General features: G+C 33.7%; 26 protein-coding genes, 4 pseudogenes and 1 other annotated feature. Of the genes and pseudogenes, 20 read left to right on the top strand and 10 right to left on the bottom strand.

Annotated elements, in window-relative coordinates:
* The first annotated feature begins 1 nt into the window (after position 1).
* Positions 2-448, top strand: a pseudogene (locus tag C564_RS33535) (NUDIX domain-containing protein).
* Between the two features lie 56 nt (positions 449-504).
* On the top strand, positions 505-867 hold the full coding sequence (locus tag C564_RS0116190; protein ID WP_003207292.1) for a DUF4181 domain-containing protein: 363 nt from the start codon (positions 505-507) through the stop codon (positions 865-867).
* Positions 868-943: 76 nt separating this feature from the next.
* Here the strand turns inward: C564_RS0116190 and C564_RS0116185 are convergent, their stop codons facing one another.
* Positions 944-1,786: an oxidoreductase gene (locus C564_RS0116185; protein ID WP_018766026.1), complete on the bottom strand. Its 843-nt coding sequence runs from the start codon at positions 1,784-1,786 to the stop codon at positions 944-946.
* Positions 1,787-2,061: 275 nt separating this feature from the next.
* Between C564_RS0116185 and acoL the strand changes: the two are divergent.
* The 4 genes and pseudogenes from acoL to C564_RS34830 all read left to right on the top strand — a co-directional run.
* Positions 2,062-2,340: pseudogene (gene acoL, locus C564_RS34835) on the top strand (dihydrolipoyl dehydrogenase); the annotation flags it as partial.
* A 350-nt stretch (positions 2,341-2,690) separates the two neighbouring features.
* Entirely contained in the window at positions 2,691-3,539 is an 849-nt protein-coding gene (locus C564_RS0116170) for an alpha/beta fold hydrolase (RefSeq protein ID WP_018766024.1), read from the top strand.
* 145 nt (positions 3,540-3,684) lie between these two features.
* Positions 3,685-4,230, top strand: a complete 546-nt coding sequence (locus tag C564_RS0116165; protein ID WP_018766023.1) for a GNAT family N-acetyltransferase — start codon at positions 3,685-3,687, stop codon at positions 4,228-4,230.
* Positions 4,231-4,233: 3 nt separating this feature from the next.
* Positions 4,234-4,369, top strand: a pseudogene (locus C564_RS34830) (helix-turn-helix domain-containing protein); the annotation flags it as partial.
* 161 nt (positions 4,370-4,530) lie between these two features.
* Here the strand turns inward: C564_RS34830 and C564_RS0116160 are convergent.
* Positions 4,531-5,082, bottom strand: a complete 552-nt coding sequence (locus tag C564_RS0116160; RefSeq protein WP_018766022.1) for a hypothetical protein — start codon at positions 5,080-5,082, stop codon at positions 4,531-4,533.
* A 217-nt stretch (positions 5,083-5,299) separates the two neighbouring features.
* Between C564_RS0116160 and C564_RS0116155 the strand changes: the two genes are divergently transcribed.
* Together C564_RS0116155 and C564_RS0116150 are read left to right on the top strand one after the other, a co-directional pair.
* Positions 5,300-5,542 carry a DUF3977 family protein gene (locus C564_RS0116155; RefSeq protein ID WP_018766021.1) on the top strand — a complete coding sequence of 81 codons (243 nt, stop codon included), beginning with the start codon at positions 5,300-5,302 and terminating at the stop codon, positions 5,540-5,542.
* A 40-nt stretch (positions 5,543-5,582) separates the two neighbouring features.
* Positions 5,583-6,020 carry an NUDIX domain-containing protein gene (locus tag C564_RS0116150; protein WP_003204578.1) on the top strand — a complete coding sequence of 146 codons (438 nt, stop codon included), beginning with the start codon at positions 5,583-5,585 and terminating at the stop codon, positions 6,018-6,020.
* Positions 6,021-6,061: 41 nt separating this feature from the next.
* Here C564_RS0116150 and C564_RS0116145 read toward each other — a convergent pair whose 3' ends face one another.
* Positions 6,062-6,679 carry a TetR/AcrR family transcriptional regulator gene (locus C564_RS0116145; RefSeq protein ID WP_003204576.1) on the bottom strand — a complete coding sequence of 206 codons (618 nt, stop codon included), beginning with the start codon at positions 6,677-6,679 and terminating at the stop codon, positions 6,062-6,064.
* 160 nt (positions 6,680-6,839) lie between these two features.
* On the opposite strand from C564_RS0116145, the gene kynU reads away from it, so the two are divergent.
* The 3 genes from kynU to kynA are packed head-to-tail and all read left to right on the top strand — an operon-like array spanning position 6,840 to position 9,637.
* Positions 6,840-8,126 (top strand): kynureninase, encoded by a 1,287-nt coding sequence (gene kynU / locus C564_RS0116140; protein ID WP_018766020.1) that lies wholly within the window; start codon positions 6,840-6,842, stop codon positions 8,124-8,126.
* Positions 8,127-8,129: 3 nt separating this feature from the next.
* Positions 8,130-8,759 (top strand): arylformamidase, encoded by a 630-nt coding sequence (kynB, locus tag C564_RS0116135; protein ID WP_018766019.1) that lies wholly within the window; start codon positions 8,130-8,132, stop codon positions 8,757-8,759.
* Positions 8,760-8,797: 38 nt separating this feature from the next.
* Positions 8,798-9,637 (top strand): tryptophan 2,3-dioxygenase, encoded by an 840-nt coding sequence (kynA, locus tag C564_RS0116130; protein ID WP_018766018.1) that lies wholly within the window; start codon positions 8,798-8,800, stop codon positions 9,635-9,637.
* 204 nt (positions 9,638-9,841) lie between these two features.
* Here the strand turns inward: kynA and C564_RS0116125 are convergent, their stop codons facing one another.
* Positions 9,842-10,507, bottom strand: a complete 666-nt coding sequence (locus C564_RS0116125) for an HAD family hydrolase (RefSeq protein ID WP_003204566.1) — start codon at positions 10,505-10,507, stop codon at positions 9,842-9,844.
* Between the two features lie 520 nt (positions 10,508-11,027).
* On the opposite strand from C564_RS0116125, the gene C564_RS0116120 reads away from it, so the two are divergent.
* Positions 11,028-11,945 (top strand): serine hydrolase domain-containing protein, encoded by a 918-nt coding sequence (locus C564_RS0116120; RefSeq protein WP_018766017.1) that lies wholly within the window; start codon positions 11,028-11,030, stop codon positions 11,943-11,945.
* A gap of 186 nt (positions 11,946-12,131) precedes the next feature.
* On the opposite strand, the gene C564_RS0116110 is transcribed toward C564_RS0116120, so the two are convergent.
* Positions 12,132-12,464 carry a DUF3889 domain-containing protein gene (locus C564_RS0116110; RefSeq protein WP_018766016.1) on the bottom strand — a complete coding sequence of 111 codons (333 nt, stop codon included), beginning with the start codon at positions 12,462-12,464 and terminating at the stop codon, positions 12,132-12,134.
* Between the two features lie 145 nt (positions 12,465-12,609).
* Here C564_RS0116110 and sleB point away from each other — a divergent pair, with 145 nt between their 5' ends.
* The 5 genes and pseudogenes from sleB to C564_RS0116085 all read left to right on the top strand — a co-directional run bounded on the left by sleB (position 12,610) and on the right by C564_RS0116085 (position 16,479).
* Positions 12,610-13,365, top strand: coding sequence for a spore cortex-lytic enzyme (sleB, locus tag C564_RS0116105; protein ID WP_003204560.1), 756 nt, complete (start codon positions 12,610-12,612; stop codon positions 13,363-13,365).
* A 15-nt stretch (positions 13,366-13,380) separates the two neighbouring features.
* Entirely contained in the window at positions 13,381-14,721 is a 1,341-nt protein-coding gene (gene ypeB / locus C564_RS0116100; protein WP_018766015.1) for a germination protein YpeB, read from the top strand.
* 26 nt (positions 14,722-14,747) lie between these two features.
* Positions 14,748-15,344: a YhcN/YlaJ family sporulation lipoprotein gene (locus C564_RS0116095; RefSeq protein WP_018766014.1), complete on the top strand. Its 597-nt coding sequence runs from the start codon at positions 14,748-14,750 to the stop codon at positions 15,342-15,344.
* Positions 15,345-15,597: 253 nt separating this feature from the next.
* A pseudogene (locus C564_RS33530) lies at positions 15,598-15,964 on the top strand (hypothetical protein).
* 26 nt (positions 15,965-15,990) lie between these two features.
* Positions 15,991-16,479, top strand: coding sequence for a GNAT family N-acetyltransferase (locus tag C564_RS0116085; protein ID WP_018766012.1), 489 nt, complete (start codon positions 15,991-15,993; stop codon positions 16,477-16,479).
* Positions 16,480-16,718: 239 nt separating this feature from the next.
* On the opposite strand, the gene C564_RS0116080 is transcribed toward C564_RS0116085, so the two are convergent.
* Positions 16,719-17,123, bottom strand: coding sequence for a hypothetical protein (locus C564_RS0116080; protein ID WP_018766011.1), 405 nt, complete (start codon positions 17,121-17,123; stop codon positions 16,719-16,721).
* Between the two features lie 240 nt (positions 17,124-17,363).
* On the opposite strand from C564_RS0116080, the gene C564_RS0116075 reads away from it, so the two are divergent.
* On the top strand, positions 17,364-18,533 hold the full coding sequence (locus C564_RS0116075) for a ParM/StbA family protein (RefSeq protein WP_003204545.1): 1,170 nt from the start codon (positions 17,364-17,366) through the stop codon (positions 18,531-18,533).
* Between the two features lie 11 nt (positions 18,534-18,544).
* Positions 18,545-18,880 (top strand): hypothetical protein, encoded by a 336-nt coding sequence (locus C564_RS0116070; RefSeq protein ID WP_006095004.1) that lies wholly within the window; start codon positions 18,545-18,547, stop codon positions 18,878-18,880.
* A gap of 222 nt (positions 18,881-19,102) precedes the next feature.
* Here C564_RS0116070 and C564_RS0116065 read toward each other — a convergent pair whose 3' ends face one another.
* Positions 19,103-20,002 (bottom strand): SMP-30/gluconolactonase/LRE family protein, encoded by a 900-nt coding sequence (locus C564_RS0116065; RefSeq protein ID WP_006095003.1) that lies wholly within the window; start codon positions 20,000-20,002, stop codon positions 19,103-19,105.
* Between the two features lie 126 nt (positions 20,003-20,128).
* Positions 20,129-20,386, top strand: a binding site (T-box leader).
* Between the two features lie 83 nt (positions 20,387-20,469).
* Between C564_RS0116065 and lysS the strand changes: the two genes are divergently transcribed.
* Entirely contained in the window at positions 20,470-22,029 is a 1,560-nt protein-coding gene (lysS, locus tag C564_RS0116060; protein ID WP_018766010.1) for a lysine--tRNA ligase, read from the top strand.
* 152 nt (positions 22,030-22,181) lie between these two features.
* On the opposite strand, the gene C564_RS0116055 is transcribed toward lysS, so the two are convergent.
* The 3 genes from C564_RS0116055 to C564_RS0116045 form a co-directional block, all read right to left on the bottom strand.
* Complete coding sequence (locus C564_RS0116055) at positions 22,182-22,610, bottom strand: cell wall hydrolase (protein WP_003204532.1); 429 nt, start codon at positions 22,608-22,610, stop codon at positions 22,182-22,184.
* A gap of 266 nt (positions 22,611-22,876) precedes the next feature.
* A complete protein-coding gene (locus C564_RS0116050) occupies positions 22,877-23,515 on the bottom strand; it encodes a class I SAM-dependent methyltransferase (protein WP_003204528.1) in 639 nt (212 codons plus the stop codon).
* 202 nt (positions 23,516-23,717) lie between these two features.
* Complete coding sequence (locus C564_RS0116045) at positions 23,718-24,323, bottom strand: response regulator transcription factor (RefSeq protein WP_018766009.1); 606 nt, start codon at positions 24,321-24,323, stop codon at positions 23,718-23,720.
* Between the last annotated feature and the right edge of the window lie 13 nt (positions 24,324-24,336).

Genomic DNA, 24,336 nt, shown 5'->3' with positions numbered 1-24,336 from the left:
AATGAAAAGGCCCTTATTGCGCGCGGAAGCTATTATCATAGATGAGGAGCATTCTAAAATTCTTGTTCAATGTAATGAAGAAGAGACATTTTATCGTTTTCCAGGTGGATCGATTGAGTATGGATAATCGGCATATGAAGCGATTATACGGGAGTTACTTGAGGAATATGATTTACAAGTTCGAGTAGCAGAATTAGCGATTGTAAATGAACACATATTTGAAGTTGATGGAGAATCACACCATCAATGTACGTTGTTTCATTGGTGTAAACCTGTAAAGTCTATAAGTGAAGTGTTATTTCATAAAGAACATAAGAATATTATTCTTATATGGAAAAGTATACAGGAGTTAAAAGATAAACTGACTTATCCTGAGGGGATTGTTTCTTTGATAGAACAAAAGGGCAATAATATTGCGCATTTACTTACTCAAAAAGTATATTCCTAATTAATATGTGTAATATTGGATTTTTAAGGATGGGGGGATGAACAATTTTCACAATAGTGATTGTGTTGATTCTATGGATTTTCGTGCTATATCTTTTAGAAAAGCTTGTGAGAAAGAAATTAAATATACCAAAACAAAGTGGCTGGATTTATGAGCCTGTAAATGAGCTTCATAAATGGGGAGAGCGGATTATAATCATAATCTATTTAGTGGCTGGCTTTGTTTGTATTTATACTTCAGAGTATATAAAGGGTGTATATATATTATTTGTATTTTTAGGTACGCAACAGCTTTTTCGGGCGTATATGGAATGGAAATATGATAAAAAATCAAAAAAATATGTAATTTCTCTATTGGGAGTATTTTGTTTAATGATTACATTTAATGTAATGATATATTTATTCCAACCTGTTGGTTAAAAGGCCTAGATAATAAGAGTCGTTATCCCAATTTCAATGTGTATAACGACTCTTATTTATCAGTAGTCTTTTTACATTACATCTTCTTAAAACTCCTCAAAACAAGAAACTCCCATACTCTCCACGGAAGAATTTTTTTAGCAACGATCATCAATTTTACACCTTTCCCAATTGGGTATCGTAATGTTGCGTTTTTTGCTTCAGCAATCGCTACAATCTTTCTTGCAACATCTACTGGATTGCCAAATGTATCACTGCCATTATTAATATGATTTTGTATTTTATCCATATACGCTTTATAAGGAGAGGTTGATTCTGAATAATTTTCGGCAAGTTCTTTCCCAACTTCCCATATGTTTGTGTTATAGGAACCGGGTTCGATTAATGAAACGTCTATTCCATATGGTTTTACCTCTAGGAGAAGGGATTCACTCCAACCTTCTAATGCGTATTTTGAAGAAACATAGGGGGATAAACCTGGGAATCCAACTTGGCCACTAATACTACTTACATTAATAATTTTCCCACTTTTTTGTTTTCGCATATAAGGTAATACAATTTGAGTTATGGATATTGCTCCAAATACATTCGTCTCAAATTGTCTACGATATTCTTCTACCGGAATTTCCTCTATAAATCCACCACTCGCATAGCCTGCGTTATTGACGAGAATGTCTACTTGGTTTAATTCTTTTAAAAACAATTGGAATGCATGTATAGATTTTTGATCTGTTACATCTAATTGATGAATTTTGATATTTTGTTGTAAGTGTAATGCAGCAGCTTGAGATAATAATTCCGTTTGTTTATTAAGATTACGCATTGTAGCGATGACGAAATAGTCCTTTTTCGCAAGCTCGAGGGCAGTTAAAAATCCAAATCCACTGGATGCACCTGTAATAATCACGATTTTACTCATTTTCCGCTCACTTTCTTTTTTCTTACATCATAACGATGTACATGTAGAAAATCTATTATTCTCGTAAATCAAATAGCATACTAACTAGCATTCTATATTAATGCAAATTATATCTTTTAAACAAGTATTTTTGAAAAAGAGAAAAAAACTATCATTTCAAGAGTTTTAAATTGGCGCGGTACTTGCGATATAAAAGGTGAACAAGAAAATAGGAGGGCTGGACATGTTAAAAACAACTGAAAGTAAAGGGAATGAAATGACAAAAGAACAAGCCCGTTGGGGAATTTCCATTTACCGCAAATGGAAAAGCACTTATTTTAGGAGAACAAATTGGAAAAGTGAAAGTAATAGTTGAGCCGAAGTATCAAGAAATCATTGGAATTTCGATTGTCGGGCCTCGTGCGACAGAACTCTGATTGGACAAGGAACTGTTATGCTTCATACAGAAGTAACAGCTGATATAATGCGAGATTTTATCGCAGCGTATCCGACATTATCGGAAGCAATTCATGAAGCAGTGTTACAGGCCGATAGGACATGCTGTGCATGCGTGAATAGTATGGTTGAAAAAGAACGAGTTTTATATAAAACTTGTTCTTTTTTATTGTACGACCGAATTCTAAAACAATTTGACATTGATATGTAAGGATCCTTTATTTGTAAGTGAAAAACGGTTCGGACTGAAAAATCAGAGTTGTCAGTCACTTGTTGAGTGTTATATAATAAGAACGTATATTCTGTCGGTTGGACGCAAAGCTCTCCTTTAAATATATTACCTCTATAAAAAGTTCTTAACTTATTATGTTAAAAACTTTAGTGGTTGTAAATCAGCCTTTGAAGCATATTTTAAGTTGAATGAAGAAATGAAATAGAAAACCTTTATTTAAAATAAGGAGGATTTCTTATGATATGCCACATTAAAGATACACAAATATATTATAAAATAATTGGCGAGGGAAAACCTGTAATTCTCTTACATGGATGTTCTGTCGATCATAGGCTCATGATGGGATGTATGGAGTCAGTGTTTCATAAACATGCAGGTTATAAGCGCATTTATATTGATTTACCAGGTATGGGAAAATCGACTGCCCCTAATTGGATAAATAGTTCTGATATTTTATTAGATGTCTTGACTTTATTTATCGAAAAAATTATTCCTGATGAAAATTTTCTACTTGTAGGAGAATCATATGGCGGATATTTGTCTAAAGCAATACTTTCAAAAATGCCTCAGCGAATTGATGGTTTATTGCTGATATGCCCTGTTATAATTGCGAATCATAAAGCAAGAACAGTCCCAAAATATAATAGGATTATAAGTGATGATGAATTTTTAAATAAACTTTCATCGGATGAAAGAAACGAGTTTTGTGAGTTAGCAGTGATAGCAAATGAATATACTTACAATCGATATAAAAAAGAAATCAAATCAGGTCTTACAGTAGCCAATACAGAGTTTGTGGAAACGCTTCAAAGAAATTATACGTTATCATTCAATACAAATGGACAAAAATACGAAAAACCAGTTCTTTTACTCGCTGGCAGGCAAGATATAGTTGTAGGATATCAAGATTTATTGGAGACTATTGAAGAGTATCCACGAGCAACATTTGCTGTTTTAGATATGGCCGGTCACAACTTACAAATTGAACAACCTGAGTTATTCCAGAGTCTAGTAGAAGAATGGATGATACGAACAGAGAATATCAGTTTTAATGATTCATATGAAAAGCAACAGAAGATTCGTTAAATCAAAAGGGGCATCTTTATAATGATGTTTTGAAACGATTTAATTGAAACGAATGTGGAGGTTATTTGGTTAAAATTGCAGTAAATTACTAAGATTTTTACCTGTCTTATTCTTCTAAATCAACTTAATATCAAAGGAGTATATTATGATTATTAACAAACAAGAATTTTATGTAAATGGGATTAATTATACTGTTAGATCTGCAATGGATAAAGATGCAAATGATTTGTCTAAATTAAGATTACAAATTGATGGAGAAACTGAAAATCTGGACAGAGAAGAAGGGGAGGGATTCATAGATACAACGAGATTTGAAGAAATCATCAAAACGGACACTGAAAGTCCAAGAAACTTATTTTTAGTCGCGGTAGTGAACGATCGGATTGTTGGGTTTTCAAGATGTGAGGGAGTGTATTTAAAGAGATTCTCTCATAAAGTAGAATTTGGAGTATGCGTATTAAAAGAGTTTTGGGGATATAGGATTGGGAAAAATCTTTTAAAAGAGTCTATATCTTGGGCTGACGCTAATAGCATTAAAAAAATGACTTTGAATGTTTTAGAAACAAATGATAAAGCGATTAAATTGTATGAAAAACTTGGTTTTGAAATCGAAGGTGTATTAAAGAATGACAAAAGGCTTGCGGATGGTAAATACTATAACACTATTATTATGGGGAGATTTAATGGATAATAATTAACCCTTCGGGAAAAAATACAGCAAGATGGAATGATTGAGGCCCTTCAAAAAAACAAAGGGAAATGTCTCGCTTGCGGCGAAACTATTAGATGTCCCGCGCAGTACATTTTATAAACGAATGCAACGATTTTAGTTGTAAAAGAAGCAGGTTTCTATCAATCTGCTTCTTTTATATGTATGTGCACGTTCTGTCGGAATATGCGCTTACCGGGGAAATAGTAGATCAAAAAAATTTCTATAAAGAAGGGAAATCTTTTAAACTGGTCAACGCGATAAAGTCTACTACTTTACGATTTAAGGGCAGTTTTCTTTAAGAAATTTGGAAATCATATGGTATTCATTCCATACCCTCCTTCTACCGATGTCGGTTAAGTGCCATGTATCTTTCGTAAGATTTCTATTATCTTGTAATGGAAGAATATCAATAGTCATGTCATTTGTAGCAAACGCAGTTGCTATAAGCAAAAATCTTTTCATAAAAAAAGTTTTCCCTGCTAATAAAATATTTTTATGTACGCTTGTGTTACATAGGTGAAGCATTGCGTTTTTGATAACATCGTTAGCTGTATTAGCTTCTCCTGTTATTGGAATGATCAGTTCCTCAGGAATTCCTGATTTAACTAGGATTTCTTTATGAAAGATAAACTCATTAGCATTTAAAAATGCATTATGTACACTGGGAATCATGATTGTTTTAAAGCCTTCCTCATGAAATAATGTGATGATTTGTTCATTTAATTCTGTGTAATGACCGGGATGATAGAGAACAACATCTGGATTTCGAAATTCATATTGTCTTTCTATAAAGGTCATTTCACTTAGGAGAGTAGTAAATTGATCGTTCATAACATATATACCTCTTTCAAAAGAATGGATTATTTTTGTGTTATTCGGTATATATGAAGCTTTTTCCTTTTTCTTTATAACAGGAATGTTGCTAGTTTCAATTAAGTAGAAATAATAGAGAATCTGTCAAAATCTGCGCTTACCAGGGAAATAGTAGAATGCTTAGAACAACATTTCCTAAGGAAGATGTAAGTATTTCATATAAGGGGAGTTGTAAGTGAAGTACATAGAAGCCGGAATCGGAAATAAATGGTTGGTTCGAACAGAAATAGAACGAGAAGATGGAACAGAATTTGAGCAAAAAGGAGTTGTGAAATCTATTTATTTTGAATCATGCTATTTACGAGTTTGGTTTAGAAAAACTTGTTTGATTTTTGATTCAAAAGAAGGGTTTAAGAGAGTAAAAAAGAGGCGAAATGAGTATAAGTTTATTTTGGGGATTGTGAGTAGATTGCAATAATATAATCACACAGGAAATATAATATATAAGGAGAATGAACATGTCTATTTCTACATACTACAAAAAAATCCGTGAAAAAGTAGGTTCTGGTCTCATTTTCATGCCAAGTGTCGCGGCAATCATCAAAAATGAGTTAGGGGAGATCTTGTTCCAATATCCTGGTGGGGAGTATTGGAGTCTTCCTGCCGGGGCAATTGAACCTGGTGAAACGCCAGAAGATGCTATTGTTCGCGAAGTGTGGGAAGAAACAGGTTTACGAGTACAAGTGAAAGAAATAAAAGGGATTTTTGGAGGGAAAGACTTCCGTCATACATATTCAAATGGAGATCAAGTGGAATATATCGTTGTTGTGTTTGAATGTGAGGGAGTTGGAGGAGAATCGAGAGCGATAGATGGAGAATCGTTAAAACTTCAATACTTTTCATCACAGGAAAGACCAAAGCTAGCATTGCCATATCCAGAAGAAATATTCCTTTAAACGATTAAATAGCACACTTTCTTCATAGAGACGAGAGTGTGCTATTCATTTTTATATAAGCCTGCCGTATACAGCTCTGTTAATGTACAAACAACCTCCTCTAGATTTACATCGATCTCATTTCGGACAATCTCCCACTGAAACGCTTCATTCATATAAAACCAACTGCGTGCCACAATTGCTTTATTTAATTCTTTTCTAGCTAATCCATTATTTTGAGAGTAGGTAATATCTTGTATAATTCGGCTAATAAAACGTTCTCGAATGTCATTCCACTTTTGTCGAACTTCTTTTGACACACCGATAGCCTCTTCAACGACTTGTAATATATTTCTTTCTTCTTCAGTTAGTTGTAAAAAAGCTCGCACTTGATTTTCAATCATACTGTGAGCTTCTTTTTTTGTTTTAGGAAAAAAGGAACGTTCAGCGATTTTGTAAAAACGATTCATAACATCTTCCATAAGGACTATGAGGAGCTCGTCTTTATTTTTAAAATAAACGTATGCCGTACCATAACCAGTTTCAGCATGTTTAATAATTTGAGAGATTGTTGTTTTGTGAAATCCGTTTTCTAAAAAAACATTGCGGGCAGATTTTAATAATTTATTTCTCGTTTCTATAGATCGCTGTTGTCTTGTTGAAAGAAGATCTTTTCCCAAACTGGACACTCCTTTATACTGAAATATCTGAAAATATAATTTTATTCTAGTTGAATCGAATACAAAAAGTCAACTGACATAATATCATTGACGTTATGTCAATTTTGATGTTATATTTCAATTAGTTAGAATAAAAAGAAAATTAAGAGAAGGTGAAAGAATGTATCGAGAGCCATTTGAACCATCTTACGACTATGCAATGGAATGTGATAAATACGATGAACTTGCTGATTTTCAAAAAGAATTTTATAAGAAAGCAGATACAATATATTTAGATGGTAATTCATTAGGATTACTTTCAAAAAGAGCAGAAAAATCTTTACTTACTATGCTAGATTCATGGAAAGAGTATGGTATTGACGGGTGGACAGAAGGAGAATATCCTTGGTTTTTTCTCTCTGAACAATTAGGTGAATTAACTGCTCCTCTTGTTGGTGCTTTACCTGAAGAGGTAATTGTAACCGGTTCCACGACGACGAATATTCATCAAGTGATTGCGACATTTTATGAACCGAAAGGAATTCGTACAAAGATTCTTGCGGATGAATTAACGTTCCCATCAGATATTTATGCTTTGCAAAGTCAAATCCGTTTAAAAGGACTAGATCCAGATGAACATCTTGTACGAGTGAAGAGCAGGGATGGTAGAACGCTGCAAGAGGCAGATATTATTGATGCGATGACGGATGATATTACGTTAATTTTATTGCCTGCAGTGCTATATCGAAGTGGACAAATTCTTGATATGAAGCGATTAACAGCTGAAGCGCACAAGCGTGGTATCTATATTGGTTTTGATTTATGCCATTCCATCGGTTCAATTCCGCATGACTTTAAAGGGTGGGGTGTTGATTTCGCAGTATGGTGTAATTATAAATATTTAAATGCAGGACCTGGTGGGGTTGCTGGATTATATGTAAACAAAAACCATTTCAATCGTCTTCCAGGGCTTTCTGGTTGGTTTAGTTCAAGAAAAGATAAGCAATTTGATATGGAACATACATTAACAGCAGCTGAGCATGCCGGGGCATATCAAATTGGCACACCTCATGTGTTAAGTACAGCGCCACTTATTGGTTCACTTGAGATTTTCAAAGAAGCTGGCATTGAAAGATTGCGAGGAAAATCATTACACATTACTCGTTATATGCTAAATTTAATCAACCATGAACTGAAGGGGATGGGATTTACAATTGGAAATCCATTAGAGGATGATAAACGCGGAGGGCATATATATTTAGAGCATCCAGAAGCTGCACGTATATGTAAAGCTTTAAAAGCAAATGGAGTTATTCCTGATTTTCGTGCACCAAATGGGGTTCGCCTTGCGCCAGTTGCTTTATATAACACGTACGCAGAAGTGTGGAAATCTGTGCAAATCTTGAAGAAAATCATGAAAGATGAAGAATATAAAAAGTTTGAAAATAAGCGAGAGGTTGTGGCATAAGCGATGAAGGAATCTGATTGGATTGATATTTCACAACCATTAAATAATGATATTGCGACATGGCCAGGAGATACGCCATTTTCATACGAAGTATCATGGGCAAAAGAACAAAGTGGATCTGTTAATGTTGGAAAATTAACGATGAGTATTCATACGGGTACGCATATTGATGCGCCATTTCATTTTGATAATAACGGAAAAAGGGTACTAGATTTAGATGTTAATGTCTATGTTGGTAAAGCTCGAATTATAGATGTATCAGGTATCGAAAGTATTGGCGCAAAAGAATTAGAAAAATTCCCTTTAGATGGGGTAGAGAGGTTATTACTTCGGACTTCTTCGCATGGGAATGCACAGGAATTCCCGCAAGTAATTCCGTATTTACGTGCTGATATTGCACCATTTCTTTCGGAAAAAGGCATTCGATTAATTGGAGTGGATATACCTTCTGTAGATCCGCTAGATGATAAAGAATTAGCGGCGCATCACCAATTATTTAAATATGGTATTCATATTTTAGAAAATGTTGTATTAGACCATGCACAAGACGGAGATTATGAACTGATTGCCCTGCCACTTGCATTGACAGATGCGGATGGGAGTCCAGTTCGAGCTGTAATAAGACCACTATAAGAGCAAGCAGATGATGCATAGAAGGGGTGTTCATTTTTATGAAAGAAAATGAAAAAGTAATTATGGAAAAGGGAATTCATACGGATTTTAAAGAAAATATGACATACGGAGAGTACTTACAATTAGATAGTTTGCTAGGAAGTCAAAAAAGGTTATCTGATCATCATGATGAAATGTTGTTTATTGTCATTCATCAAGCGAGTGAACTTTGGATGAAGTTGATTTTACATGAGCTTAGTGCAGCGATTGAATCCATTCAAAATGATAGGCTGGCTCCAGCTTTTAAAATGCTTGCGCGCGTTTCAAAAATTCAATCGCAAATTATTCAATCTTGGGATATTCTTGCAACGCTCACACCATCTGAATATATTGAATTTCGTGATTCACTCGGCCAAGCATCAGGATTCCAGTCTTATCAATACCGTATGATTGAGTATGCGCTTGGTTATAAAACACCTCATGCATTAAAAATTTATGAAAAAGATCCAGAGTTACATGCTCGTTTGCATAAAGCGCTTCATTCACCAAGTCTTTACGATGTTGCAATTCAGGCACTTGTAAAAGAAGGGTTCCCAATCAATCCAAATGTTTTAAATCGTGATATTACACAGCCTTATGAAGAAGATGCGACAGTTGAAGCTGCATGGTTAGAGGTGTATGCTGATGTGAAGAAATATTGGGATTTATATCAACTGGCAGAAAAGTTAATCGATATTGAAGATTGGCTCCAGCAGTGGCGCTTCCGTCATATGAAAACAGTAGAGCGAATTATTGGACATAAAATGGGAACAGGTGGATCATCTGGTGTTTCTTATTTAAAACGTGTTCTTGATCAACGCTTTTTCCCAGAACTTTGGAATGTTCGGACGAAGTTATAAAGTAAAGATTATATAATTGTTAGTACATCACTTATTGAAGCGTGGTGTACTTTTTTCTTTGTAATTATGTGTAAAAAAGATATCTAATAACACGGTAATTCACATTATAAATCGCATACCTAATAACAAACAAAAACGCCCAGACATATATCATTCTGAGCGTTGATTTATTATTTCGCTTATTCAGTTAAAGCACCCGTTGGTTTAGTAAACTATTTTCATTTCAGGCAATATTGTTTTTAACTCCATTAAGTCATTTATTACCAAATTAGCCTGAGCAAGTTCATCTTCTTGTGCAAAATCAAAATTACATCCAATTGCAATTAAACCATTATCTTTAGCTGCATTTATATCAGATAGACGGTCTCCAACTACCGCTGCCTTTTTTATGTCATATTTTTTTATAATTGTTTTAACTAAATCTCCTTTATCGAGTGTTCGTATTTGTTGAATACTAAATGTTTCAGTAACCCAATTATCCAAATTGTAATAACTCACAATTGCTTGTAAATATTCCGTTAAACCATTACTCGCTATGTAAATTGAACAATTATTTTCTTTTAAATAACGGAAAACTTCCTTTACATTAGGATATAAAGCACCTTTCCCACTTCTTATGTTTTCAACTAATCTTTCCAGAAAATAAGCATCCATTTGTTCTCTTACTTCATTGGAATGATTAGGTAACAAAGCTTCCCAAACTTTTGGTAAAGGTACACCCATAATTTCACGGTATTTATCAATGGGGGTTACTGTATCCCATAAATTTAGTGACCGCAAATGGTTAAAAGTATCATTAAGTGATAATTCTAGAATTTTTTCTGTTTGAAATAGAGTTCCATCCATATCAAAAATCAGTGATTGTAACATTACTTTCTCTCCCTTTTTACCATTGCTGAATAACTTCTAAAGTTTAACATAAAGACAGAATAACTTAACTAATGCCTATTCAACTAATCTGACTCATCAGTTTAAGTACAAATTCTCACAATTTTTATATACATTTTAACATAAATTTACAATGACCTTTCTTTTTTTTTCAAAAGAGTTTAGAAATAACATAGCATTTAACAATAAAATTAACACCATAATTCAAACAATGACAATGACTATTGTCACGCTGTTATTTGGTATGCTATTTTGTACTTATTTTCCTTGGAAATATTGTTACATCAATGAAAAAAGCATACCAATTCGTATGTTATTAAGTGTTTTTTCACGAAAACGAAACTACTTAGTATGAGTGACCATGTCTTATATCTATAGTATATGTTTGCCACACGTGAAATTGGATATTTTTTTAGAAAGTACATAGAAATAGAAATATTTATTTGATTTGAGTAGAATAGTAAAAACAGACAAGAACAGTATACATTTGGAGGAATACATATTGGATTTTTACAAGTTGGAAAATCAATTTATGAAAAAGAAAGTGAATGCATTTCTCGTATATCAACAAGGTGAGTTAACAACAAAATATTATAAAACAAAAGAATGCGCACATAATTTATATAAAATTAATTCTATCACGAAAAGTATCGTATCAATTTTAATCGGTATAGCAATAGATAAAGGCTACATAAATGATATACATACGCCTATAGCAAAATGGATTCCCAATGTACCGAAAGAAAAGAAGGAATTAACCATTTATCACTTGTTAACAATGACAACTGGTGAAGAGTGGCAGGAGTTTGGAAATGGAGTTGTATTTCCAAATGATTTCGTGGAATCAGATCATTGGATAAATTATATTTTGCAGAAGCCGTTAATGGAAGAGATAGGGGCAAAAATGAATTATAATTCAGGCTCTTCACATCTGTTAAGTTATATACTACAAGTTGCTACTAGAAAGACAACGGAGCAGTTTGCAAAGAAATATTTATTTAAACCTTTACAAATTACCGAATATGAGTGGCAACAAGATCCTCAAGGTATTTATGTTGGTGGATTTGGCATGAAAATGAAAGCGGAGGATTTGCTAAAAATAGGATTATTATGTCTACAAAATGGATTCTGGAGTGGAGAAAAAATTGTATCCTCAAGTTGGATTGAACAATCGAATAAGGCTGTTTTTTTAACATATGAACATGTTGGAGCATATGGTTATCACTGGTGGGTATTAGACAATGAAAGATTTCACATACCGTATTGTATATATTTTGCAATGGGATATGGTGGGCAATACATTATCATTATTCCTCATTTAGAAATTGTAGCGGTAATAAGCAGTCAACTGCCAAAGCGTGGATTAGTACCATTAAAATTATTTATAAATCATTTACAAGAGAACGTTAATCATACATAAATAGAAGGAGAGTATAGTTAAGCAAGAAGTGAAAGTTAAATAGTAATAAAAAGGAGGGAATCGAGATGATTTCCTCTTTTTTAATCCCGCTATTCGCTGACAATAAGATTTTAATGTCAAGAATCAAAGAAACAACAGAAGATAAGTAGGGAAATAAAAGCCTGTAAAAGCTTGGTTAGTTGAACACTATCTACTGCTCTTTTGAAATGTAATCTTCAAAAACTTCTCCGTTCTTGTATCAAACTCTACATCAACAAAAACACCATATTCCTTTCCATCTTCACGCAGCCATAATTTGAATTTTTCTGTTGTTATATTCACTGTCTTCGGTTTTCTTCCAATATGAAGGTAATCAATAATTTGCGCTTTTGGATAGTTTTCTTTCGTTTTTTCTACCGCAAGTTTACCCCATTTTGCATATGGTGGTTGTGCGTGAACAACTGATGAATGAGTATATGTATTGCAATATGCTGTAACAAATATAATTCCTAATACAAAACATGCAAAAATACGCTTCATAATAAACTCCTTTTAGCCGTTTTTCTTATTGTGTACATGCAGTCTAAATCATATAAGTTTGGATTTTTTTGTCTTCTTTACATAAAAGCGTTTTATTTACAAAACATAACCATGAAATCATCACTGCAAATAAGGAGGGAAATATATGCGTCATACAGTTATTTTTAAAATACTGATTTTGTTTGTATTAATCGGTATATCTGTAATTGTAAGTAGCGGGCAGACAAGAAATGTCCAAGCCTTTTCTAATCAGGTGATTCAAAGAGGTGCCTCTGGAGAAGATGTCATTGAACTACAGTCTCGATTGAAATATAACGGATTTTATACGGGAAAAGTAGATGGTGTATTTGGTTGGGGTACATATTGGGCACTAAGGAATTTTCAACAAAAGTTCGGTTTACCTGTAGATGGCTTAGCGGGGGCTAAGACGAAGCAGATGCTTGTAAAAGCGACAAAGTATGAGAAATCAACTGCTAATAAAGGGAACACGGGTGGACAAAGTAATAAGCCAGCCCAAAATAAAGGTACAAATGTGCCAAATGGTTATTCACAAAATGATATTCAATTAATGGCGAACGCAGTTTATGGTGAATCCCGTGGTGAACCATATTTAGGGCAAGTTGCAGTTGCAGCAGTTATTTTGAATCGTGTGACAAGTGCATCATTCCCGAATACAGTATCTGGAGTGATTTTTGAACCACGTGCATTTACAGCAGTTGCTGATGGACAAATTTATTTAACGCCAAATGAAACGGCGAAAAAAGCTGTATTAGATGCTATTAATGGTTGGGATCCTACTGGAAATGCACTGTATTATTTCAATCCAGATACTGCAACGAGTAAATGGATTTGGAGTCGACCACAAATTAAAAAAATCGGCAAACATATTTTCTGTAAATAGAGCGGAGGTGAAGAAATGTTAAGAGGTATCGTAATTGTATTGTTAACAATCGGCGTAGTTGGAACAGGGTATTGGGGTTATAAAGAACACCAAGAAAAAAATGCGGTGTTAATTCGAGCAGAAAACAGCTATCAGCGTGCGTTTCATGATTTAGCGTATGAGGTTGATTTATTACACGATAAAATCGGAACAACACTGGCAATGAATTCACGTACATCTTTATCACCGGCATTAGCGGATGTGTGGCGTTTAACATCGGAAGCTCGTTCTGATGTAGGACAACTACCTTTAACATTAATGCCGTTTAATAAAACCGAGGAATTTTTAGCGAATATTGGTGATTTTAGTTATCGCACTGCCATTCGTGATTTAGAGAAAGAACCTTTAAACGATCAAGAATATAAAGCGCTTCAAACTCTATATTCAAATGCTGGCAACATTCAAGATGAGCTTCGAAAAGTACAGCATCTCGTTTTGAAAAATAATTTACGTTGGATGGATGTAGAACTTGCGCTTGCGTCAAATAAAGATCCAGCGGATAACACGATTATTGACGGGCTTAAGACGGTTGAGAAAAATGTAACATCCTATTCTTCAAATAATTTCGGTCCAACTTTCACAAGCATGCAAAAGGCAAAAAAAGGCGGCTTTGAAGCAAAAGGTAAAGCGATTTCAAAAGAGGAAGCGGCAAAAATAGCAAAATCATTTTTAAATTTAAAAGGCAATGAAAAAGTAGAAGTTGAGAAAAGCGGAAAAGGTGCTAAAGAATCATTTTATAGTGTGAAAATTCAAGATCCTGAAACAAAGAATGAATTTTATATGGACATTACCGAAAAAGGTGGATATCCAATATGGGTAATGAATAACCGTGAAATTAAGGAACAAAAAATTAGCTTAAATGACGCAGGAAGTAAAGGATTAACTTTCTTAAAGGACCATAAGTTTACCAATATGGAGCTCTTTGATAGTTCACAATACGATAATATTGGTGTGTTTACGTACGTTGTGAATGAGAATAATGTGCGTATTTATCCAGAAGCAATTCAAATGAAAATTGCTTTAGATGATGGATCAATTGTTGGTTTTTCAGCAAAAGAATATTTAGCATCACATCAAAAACGCACCATTCCAACTGCAAAATTAACGGCTGCTGATGCAAGAAAGAAAATCAATCCAGATGTAAAAGTAATGGAAGAACGCAAGGCGGTTGTTGTAAATGATGTGCATAAAGAAGTATTGTGCTATGAATTTGTCGGGACATTAGGAAAAGATACGTACCAAATTTTTATTAATGCAAATGACGGAACTGAAGAAAAAGTGAAAAAGATGCAGGCTGTCGAAAAGATTTATGATTAAACATCAATGATAAAGTGGTGAAAATGATGAAAATCCTTATATATATGCTTATGATTTGTTTTGCTATCACAGGGTGTAGTGTAGGAAAAAAAGAGAATGCTTATGAAAAACCAGAACAAAAAAATGTATCTATGCGAAATGTTAGCTATACAAAAGATAAAACAAAACCGAATGAAAAAGTGGCAGATCATTTAGCTTCTTTAGCTTCTAGTATACCAGGTGTAAAAGATGCGACCGCAGTCGTTATTGGAAAATATGCTGTTGTTGGCATTGATGTAAAGGCAAAACTGGATCGAACTCGTGTAGAATCAATCAAGTATTCTGTCGCTGAAAGCTTAAAACATGATCCAAATGGTGCAAATGCAGTTGTTGTAGCGGATGTTGATACGTATGAACGATTAAAGCGAATGGGGAATCAAATTAAGCACGGAAAAGCTGGCGAAGGAATTCTTGATGAACTTGCTGCAATTGTTGGACGTGTTATGCCACAAGTACCAAATGATATGATTGAAAATAAAGAAACGAATCCGATTAAAGAAAACGACAAACAGTTACCAAAAGATGAAGAGAATGAATTAAGAAAAGAACAAGAAGATCAATCAAATAATCATCTTAAAAGTTAACAAAAACATCTCGTGCTATATGGCGCGAGATGTTTTTGTTAATTATTAATATTCAGTTTATCAAAAAGGGAATATATGGTTTAATAATAATTAGGAAGTTACGACAGATCCACCGTGTATAAAACTATATAAAACCATCTGAAAATGATGAATAAAAAACATAACAAAGAAGGAGGTTTATCCTGGTTTCTCTGCGATGTATTACATTTAGATATGCTTGGGTATCATTTTTAAACCAGAGATAGTTGTAATGATGAAAAATAAATGCGCACTCATAGTTTGTGGTCTTAGTCTGTGTGTGATTTTTGGTATGACAGCGTGTGATAAAAAGAAATAAAGAAATAAAGAAACAAACAACAACTTCTTCAACTGTCACAGAAAAAAAGAAGAGAGAAACAATTGATATGAATATTTTCTCACAAATAAATGAAGAAATGACATATAACGAAGTAAAAGAATTAATAGGATTTGAAGGGGATTTACTTATAAATCAAGGTGATGAAAATTCATCAAACTATAAATAAACTTTTGCCTGGAAAGGAAATCCACCACAATCCTTTGCTGAGATTACCTTTTTAGATGGAAAAGTACGTTCTAAGTCACAGCAAGGTTTAAGTTAGTAATTAGAAGAAAAGGGGAAATAAAAATGAATTTGCAAACAGAAGATATTCAGCTTATTCCATATGATGAAAAATATAAAGAAATTATAGACGCATTTATTTTACCTAGTGAACAAATTCAATTTACAGCAAAACCAAGTGACTTGCTTGAAAAAGCTAAAAAAGACACAACTCGAAATGTTGTTGTTATTTTAGCGAATCATACACCAGTAGGAATTTTCGCATTACAATCAGGAACGAGGGTAGCAGAATACACAGATAATCCCAATGCTTTACTTTTAGTTGCCTTTTCTATCAATTACGAGAAACAAGGAAAAGGGTATGCCAAAAAAGGATTAGCCTTATTACATGACTTTGTAGCATCCTATTTTCCGAATAAAAATGAAATTGTACTAGCTGTAAATGAAAAAAATATTCCTGCCCAAAAGCTGTATTTAAAAGTAGGATTTGAAGATAGAGGTCAAAGAAGAATGGGCCCAATTGGAAGGCAGCTTGTTTTATATTTACCATCTTGATAATTCACCAAGTATACGTGCGACCGAATGTAGATGGTCTCCAAAAGGAAAAGAGACGCTGCGTAGTGTGGTAATATGAATGATAGCTATTTTGTGTAATAACTGTTATGAAATTGATTATAAACATTACCGGCTTATTGATGAACTGGACCAACATTAGAACAAGTTTGTAAAAAATATGAAGAAGAAAGAGAAGGCATTCCTATGTAAGGGAATGCCTTCTCCTATTATGTATACCTTTATTGATATCGTTTCGAAACAACGAATTCTACAAGTGGAATAACAATGAATGAAGAACAAAGCGCTATAAATAAAGGGAGATTTTGAATATTATCAAGCGAATATAAGGTAGAAAATCCTTCTGACCAAATCAATAAAATAAACATAATAACGACTAATACAAAATATCCAATTTTGAAACTTTTATATGTAATTTGTTGTCCCATTTCATCTTGACTTTCTTCTGACACGCCGTTTGGATCTCCCCATGTCATATGATTTATTAAATAACTAATTATTAAAGAAGCTCCAAAAATAGTCCCTCCGAGAATGGCTCCTTCGGTCGTATATTTGTATGCGCCATGTATGAGTATTCCAAGTGATGATAGTATAATAACTACGAAAATAAACTTATTCTGATTCATCGTATTCACCTCTTTATAAGTGTAAAAAACTCTTTACACTTAATAGTATAAAAATGACAGGGAGTAATGTCAAATATATTTTACATAAATAGATGAATTTATGAAAATTAATTATTTATTTCTCTGTTTAGAAATAAACATTAAAAAACAGAAAGGAAAAAGATTTCTATTTGGTTTGAATGTTAAAGTTATTATTTGCATATATTTGGAAGGGATGTCAGATTAAATTGGGGGGTAAATATGTCCATACTTTTAAAAGCGGGTGCAGACGCTGGAAATAATGGTTTAAAGTTAATGGTGAAAGGCCAAAATCCGATTTATATTCCAAGTATATATTCACTGTATATTGGGGAACCGACAGGCTTATTAGACGAAGAGGATGTACCGATATCTGAAGTGGAAAATCATATAGATGTGACGATTAATTCATCTTCACTCATGTTGAATAATGTACGTTACATTGTTGGGCAAAAGGTTATCAATGATCAGTTAAAAGGGACAGAAGTAGAGAAGAAGTCTAATAAATCTACAGATGAATTAATGGTTCTAACGATTTTATCAGGTTTAGCAATTAGCGCTATGCGTCATAGTCCGAAATTAGATCATATTAATATTCGTTACGATTTATCAGTTGCTCTTCCAATGCAAACTATTACGCAAGAAATCGCAGCAGAAAACGCTAAACGTTATATGGGAAATCATAAAATTATTTTTCATTATCCAAATGGAAGAGATGTAACGATAAATATATCCATTGAGTACTGTAAATGCTTACCAGAAGGGGCGTCTGGGACCTGGGGGATTGTGTACGATGAGGAAGGTAATATTTTAAAACATAAAGTTGCAAGTGAAAAAGATGCTATTACAGAGATTGATTTTGTGGATAAAACATTATTATCTTTTGATATTGGTGCGGGTACAACTGAGGAAGTTGTTTCATTTGGAGTGAATTTTAGACCGCAATTAAGTAAAGGATTGTCCTATGGAGTTAAAGAAACTTTATTGCAGATTATTACAAGATGGAATCGGAAGCATCCGACAAAAACAATAGATAGTATTACAGAGTTTAATCAAATTTATTTAAATGAGAAACACCCAAGGCATGCAATGCTAGTAGAAGAGTCACAACAGGCATTTCTAGGATTAGCTGCACGAGTTGCAACGGATATTATTAATAAAATTGATGATATGAAAGATGATCCGTATGTATTTATCTATGGCGGGGGCGCTGTCATCATTAAAAACAGTTTGCAACTTATTTTAAAACAAAAAGGTCGTTTAAAAAATGTAATATTTGTAGATAACCCTCTATTTACAAATGCACGTGGATTATTAGTTTACACATGTTCACCACGGTATAGAGAACATAAACAAAAAGAATTGGGATTTACGAATTTAACAATTAGTTAGTTGGTGTGAGTATGGGGCGCAAGCGGTATAAGCGTGGTGATCGGGTAAAAATCCATTTAAATAAATCTGTATCTTCTGAAATGATCGCATGGATTAATAAGCAATCTGATGTAACAAAATTTTTTTTATACGGTGCCCAGCAATTGTTTAAACAAGTAGGCGATATTGATGTATCTAAAACTTTACCTAGCAGCTATGTTTTTTCCATGTATATTGAACCTACTTCTATGTTTAAATTTGAAGTAAATCCTCTTAGAAAAGTGTCAATGGAAAAGAAAGGACCTGCCGAATGTGTAGAAAATAAATCTTGGGAATTTATTGATCAAATAGATTGTCCCTTCTTTTAAAACATATAAAAGTATATCTAAAGCCTACCACTGTAAATATGATTAAGTGGTAGGCTTTTTTTGCCCATTAATCATGCGAAATTCAAACCGAAAGTACGGAATATTTTGAAGGTAAATGGATGTTTATTAAAATAAAAAAATAAGGAGGGAGAATTTTGAAAGCGATTCTTCATAACAAAGGTCATGATACTTTTTTTCCTTGTCTAATGTACTCTATTCGATTCATTTTTTTACCTGCGATTTCTTATGATTAAACTGATAAGTTGGACACCCTTTAACCTGTGTTTTTATTCGGAATACGCCACCAGCATATGGATAAACTTCTAATTGATCTTGGTTCATTCTTGTCCTGGCAGTAGTAATATATAATTCTGTTAAGTCAGGTCCTCCAAATGTACAGGAAGTTACATTGAGTGCCGGAACAGGAACTGTTAGAATTTTTTCGCCAGTCATTGGATTCCATCTTGTGATTTTAGCACCGCCCCAATGTGCAATCCACAAACAGCCTTCCTCATCAATTGTCATTCCATCAGGTAATCCTTCACTATTAGGAATAATAATGATATCTATTGGGTTACTAATTGTTCCAGTGTGTATATCATAATCAAAACGAGTGACTTTTTTAGTAGGTGTGTCAATGAAATAAAGATACCGCTGGTCGGGTGACCAGGCTAAACCATTGGATGTATTTACATGTTCTAATTGCTTTTTTACACTAAAATCAGTATCCAAGAAATATAAAGAACCAGCTGCGCTGACTCCATATAAATCGGTAGTGCCAGCCCAAAAGCGACCAGCGGGATCGCACTTTCCATCGTTAAAGCGATTTTCTGGCAGGTGAGACTCCGGGTTATGAATAAGTTTTAATTCCTCTGTTTCAAGATTAAGAGAATGGAAACCACGCTCCATTGCTAATATAACTCCGCCAGATGCATCTTGAACGACACATCCAATTTGTTGGTCTAATGAAATTTTACGATTTATATTTGTAATAGGGTTATAAATGCATACCTTTTTCCCTAAAATATCAACCCAGTATAATATTTGCTTTTCTTCATCCCAACAAGGGCCTTCTCCTAAGTTTGCTTTAGCATCGATAACTAATTCTAATTTTCCTAACAATGTATTTTCTCCTTTCTATAAAGATAACCTATATATATTCGATGAAAATGGTAGCAAACCCTTTAATTTGGAGAAATTTGACAACGATAACATTATAAATTATTATATGGAAAATAACTTATAACAAAAGTGGCAATGAAGAGAAGAGTAGTTAAGAATGATTGCATACAGAGAACTCCGGTAGCTGAGAAGGAGGGGTAAAAATCTTAACGAAAAAAGACTTGGAGCTGTGCATAGAACTAACTTGTTTAGGGATAATGCGACGGGTTCTCCCGTTATAGAGATAGGGTATAAGCAAATAATTGCCGTACCTGAAGAGATTAATATGGTGACATATTAATAAACTGAGGTGGTACCACGAAGTGAACAACTCTCGTCCTCAAGATGGATAATCTTGGGGGTGGGAGTTTTTTTGTTTTGAAAAGGAAGTGGATGAGTAAATAAAAAATTAATAAGAGGTGAATTATATGCACTGGGCATATCAAATCGCGCATGAACTTATTCAAAAACATCCAAATAAAGAGACGTTTGTATGTGCATCCGGAATTAGTCCTTCGGGGTCTGTTCATATAGGTAATTTTCGAGAAATAATAACGACCTATTTTGTTGTAAGAGCACTTCAAGATTTAGGAAAAAAGACACGATTTATATTTTCATGGGATGACTACGACCGATTTAGAAAGGTTCCGAAAAACGTTGATTCATCATTTGAGAAATATATTGGTATGCCATATTGTGATATTCCAGATCCATATGGTTGCCATAAATCGTATGCAGAGCATTTTGAAAAAGAATTTGAAAAATCATTAGAAACTTTTGGTATTGATGTGGAGTTTATTTATCAACATGAAGAATATAGAACTGGGAGATATAATCAACATATACTTCAAGCATTAAAAAGAAGAAAAGAAATCTACGACGTATTAATGAAATTCAAAACGAGTGAACCATCTGAAGATGAGCGGGAGATTTTTTATCCAATTACGCTATATTGTGAGCAATGCGGGAAAGATTCAACAAAAATAACAAATTTTGATGAAACATCGGAAACAATCCGATATGAGTGTGAATGTGGGAGTCATAATGTACTATCAGTAATGCAAACGAGTCACATGAAATTAAATTGGAAAATTGATTGGCCGATGAGATGGATGATAGAAGATGTGATTTTTGAACCGGGTGGGAGAGATCATTCAGCCGAAACAGGTAGTTATAATGTTTCAAAGGAGATAGCTAGTAAAATTTTCAATTATGAGGCACCGAATTATGTTGCCTATGATTTCATTGGAATAAAAGGTAATAATCAAAAAATGTCAAGTTCTGCTGGGAATATCATTACTCCAAGTGAATTATTAAATGTGTATTTGCCAGAAGTCATTCTATTTATGTTTTCAAAATATAAACCAAATGCAGCATTTCATATTGGTATGGATGAGGATGTGATTCGGAATTATACTGAGTATGAAAGATATAAAGAAGGTTATCAAAATAATAAGTTAAATAATGAAGAGTTCCGTGATGTAATTAGGCTTTCCGGCGTTAGTGATGAAAATGCCAGCTTACCAAAATTTAATCAAGTAGCAGGCGTCTTGCCATTAGTGAACTTTGATACTCATATTTTACAAGAGATATTAGCGAAAGTGGATGCAGATTATAGCTTGATTGACATTATGAAAATAAGTAATCGTGTGGAATACTGGATTCGAAATTTACAACCGCAAAAAATGATTGAAGTAAATAAAGAAAAGAATTGGGAGTTTTACGAAACATTGGAAGAGGTACAGAAAAGGTGGATTTTAGAAGTTTGTGAAATAGTTCCTACAAATGCGGATAGTCCAAAGATAATGGAACAGATATATGAAATTTGTCATAATGAAAATAAAAAGATAATGAAAGAGAATCAAAAATTACTTTTTAGAATCATTTATAGACTTGTTATCAATCAGCCAAGTGGTCCACGGATACCGTTACTTATATCTGTAATAGGTGCCGAGAAAATAGTGTCCTTATTGGATTTTTGTAACTAAGTAGAGTAGAATACTAACTCAAACACAAATTATATTATCAAGCTGTGTTTGAGGTGATTAATAGTATAACTAAGAATTCAAGGACTTGTATATGCGCGTCCTTGAATTCTTAAGGTTGTAACTAATAGAATGTGGTGAATTTTATAAAGTTATTATCGCGTATACATTTTCGGGCATTCATCCCCGATTGGTTCATAAAAACAATGGCTTTTAAATTGCCCTGCAAAGGGTTGATTATACCATTCCGGTGGACAAGCACCAGTCGGCCGGAAATACCAAAGGGACCATCTTGCTGGCCAGCGCCATTCACCTTGTAACACACGTCTTGCAATTTCTTTTTCTGAGTCACGAGCACGTTGATAAAAATATCCGTATTGTACAGCTTCAAATCCACCTGGAGTTTGATATACTGCATCACTTACGGTACGTAATTGCTTAAAGTCTAAGCAGTCACAAAAAACGCGGTTTACTACAACGCAGCCGACAAGCTGTTCGCCTTGTCTACCTTCACCTTCAGCCTCAGCACGGATTAAGCGTGCTAATAAATCGACATCGCTTTCATTATAAGGAATAAGAGCCATATTAGTTCCTCCCTTGTAGAGGTGATTATAGTAAAGGTTATGTAGGAAAATGAGTGTGGTGCTTTTACAAATGTGTTTTAAGAATAGTTGGCTTATAAAAGTGTTTGATTATTTTCTGTCTGTGTTGAATAAGAAAAGCATTGTTTCTTTCGCTGTGTTAACTTTAGTAAAGAATGTTGTCTTAACAAGGAGGGGATATGCAAGTGTAAAGTTTTTATTATTAGTCTGATTATAAATCACCATAGCATACTCCAAGTTCTAAGGTTTTATTTTATTAATTTCCCTATACAAACTACCCCGTTGGATCGATTCCCATTCATTGTTGTATATTCCACTTTCTCATATGCCAGCTGTTTAAAATCCTTCATCCAGCACTTTACTTGTTCTTCATTATGATGGCGTAAAATGGCTCCGTCAGGTAATTCAAATACACCGTATATATCATATTTTTGATAAAATTGATCGTATCGCTTTAAATTACGATTGTCCTGATTTAATAGAAAGTCATTAATATAAATTATTCCATTAGGTTTTAAGACTCTCTTAATTTCATCTAAAATGGCTCTTTGTTCTTCGTCACTATGAATACAAGTTAGTACTGCGAATAAAAGTACAGAGTCAAAATAATTATCAGGAAATGCTAGGTTTCTATTTTCAATGACACTAAAATGAATCCCCATATCGTCTAATTTTGCCCTTTTAATCATTTCTTCTGAGAAGTCAACTCCATAAAGATTGGTAAACTGTGTTTTTCTTAACTCACGCAATGTTCTTCCATATCCACATCCATAGTCTAAGATAGTCGCTTCTTGTTTTACATGTGTTTGAAACAAATCAAATCGAAAGGGAGTTGTAAATTGTTTTTCATGTGCAACCTCGTTCCAATATTGTTTTTGCTGTTTCATTAGTTAACTCATTCCTTTCTTATAATTTTCATTTGATTATAGTACTTGCTTTAAGAAAAGAATAGACTTCCAAAATACTGCATTTTTTGATATAAGAAATTTGAATATAAAAAAATATTTAAATTAACTTATAACAAACTTGTATTTTAAAAGGGAGGAAAGGTGTAGAAGAAGCATCCCTTTTACTATACCGCATCTTACATCATATCCATCCTTTTTCATCAGCGATACGAATGGCTTGAAATCTTGATTCAGCTTCAAGCTTTTGAATGGAAGATGATAAATAATTTCTAACAGTTCCGTTTGTTAAATACAATGTTTTACCAATTTCTCCCGTTGTCATCCCGTTTTTAACCATACGGAGTATCTCTACTTCACGGGCAGTTAGTGGATTATCTTCTTTTAAAAACAGCGTAGCAGTTAGGTCCGCACTTACTACACGTTCACCATTCATTACTTTATGAATCACTTCAATAAGAAATTCAATTGGTTCGTCCTTTAGTAAATATGCGTCTACTTTTGCGTCCATCGCTTTTTGCAAGTATCCTGGACGAGCAAAAGTTGTAACTATCATTATTTTACAGGAATGTCCCATTGTTCTTAACTTTTCTGCGATTTCAAGTCCAGTGATGTCGGGGATCTCGATATCGAGAAGACACACATCGGGTTGTTGTTTTGTAATAATGTTCCAAGCATCTATCCCATCTGAAACTTCTGCAATCACTTCAATGTCATCTTCTAGTTTTAATAGAGAAACGAGGGCTCCGCGAAGCATTTTTTGATCCTCAGCAATTACAATACGAATCATTTTACTGCCGCCT

It is taken from the genome of Bacillus sp. 105MF (assembly GCF_000374885.1).
GTDB lineage: Bacteria > Bacillota > Bacilli > Bacillales > Bacillaceae_G > Bacillus_A > Bacillus_A pseudomycoides.
The sequence above is the reverse complement of the archived record's forward strand: the minus strand, read 5'-3'. Positions and strand labels throughout refer to the sequence as shown.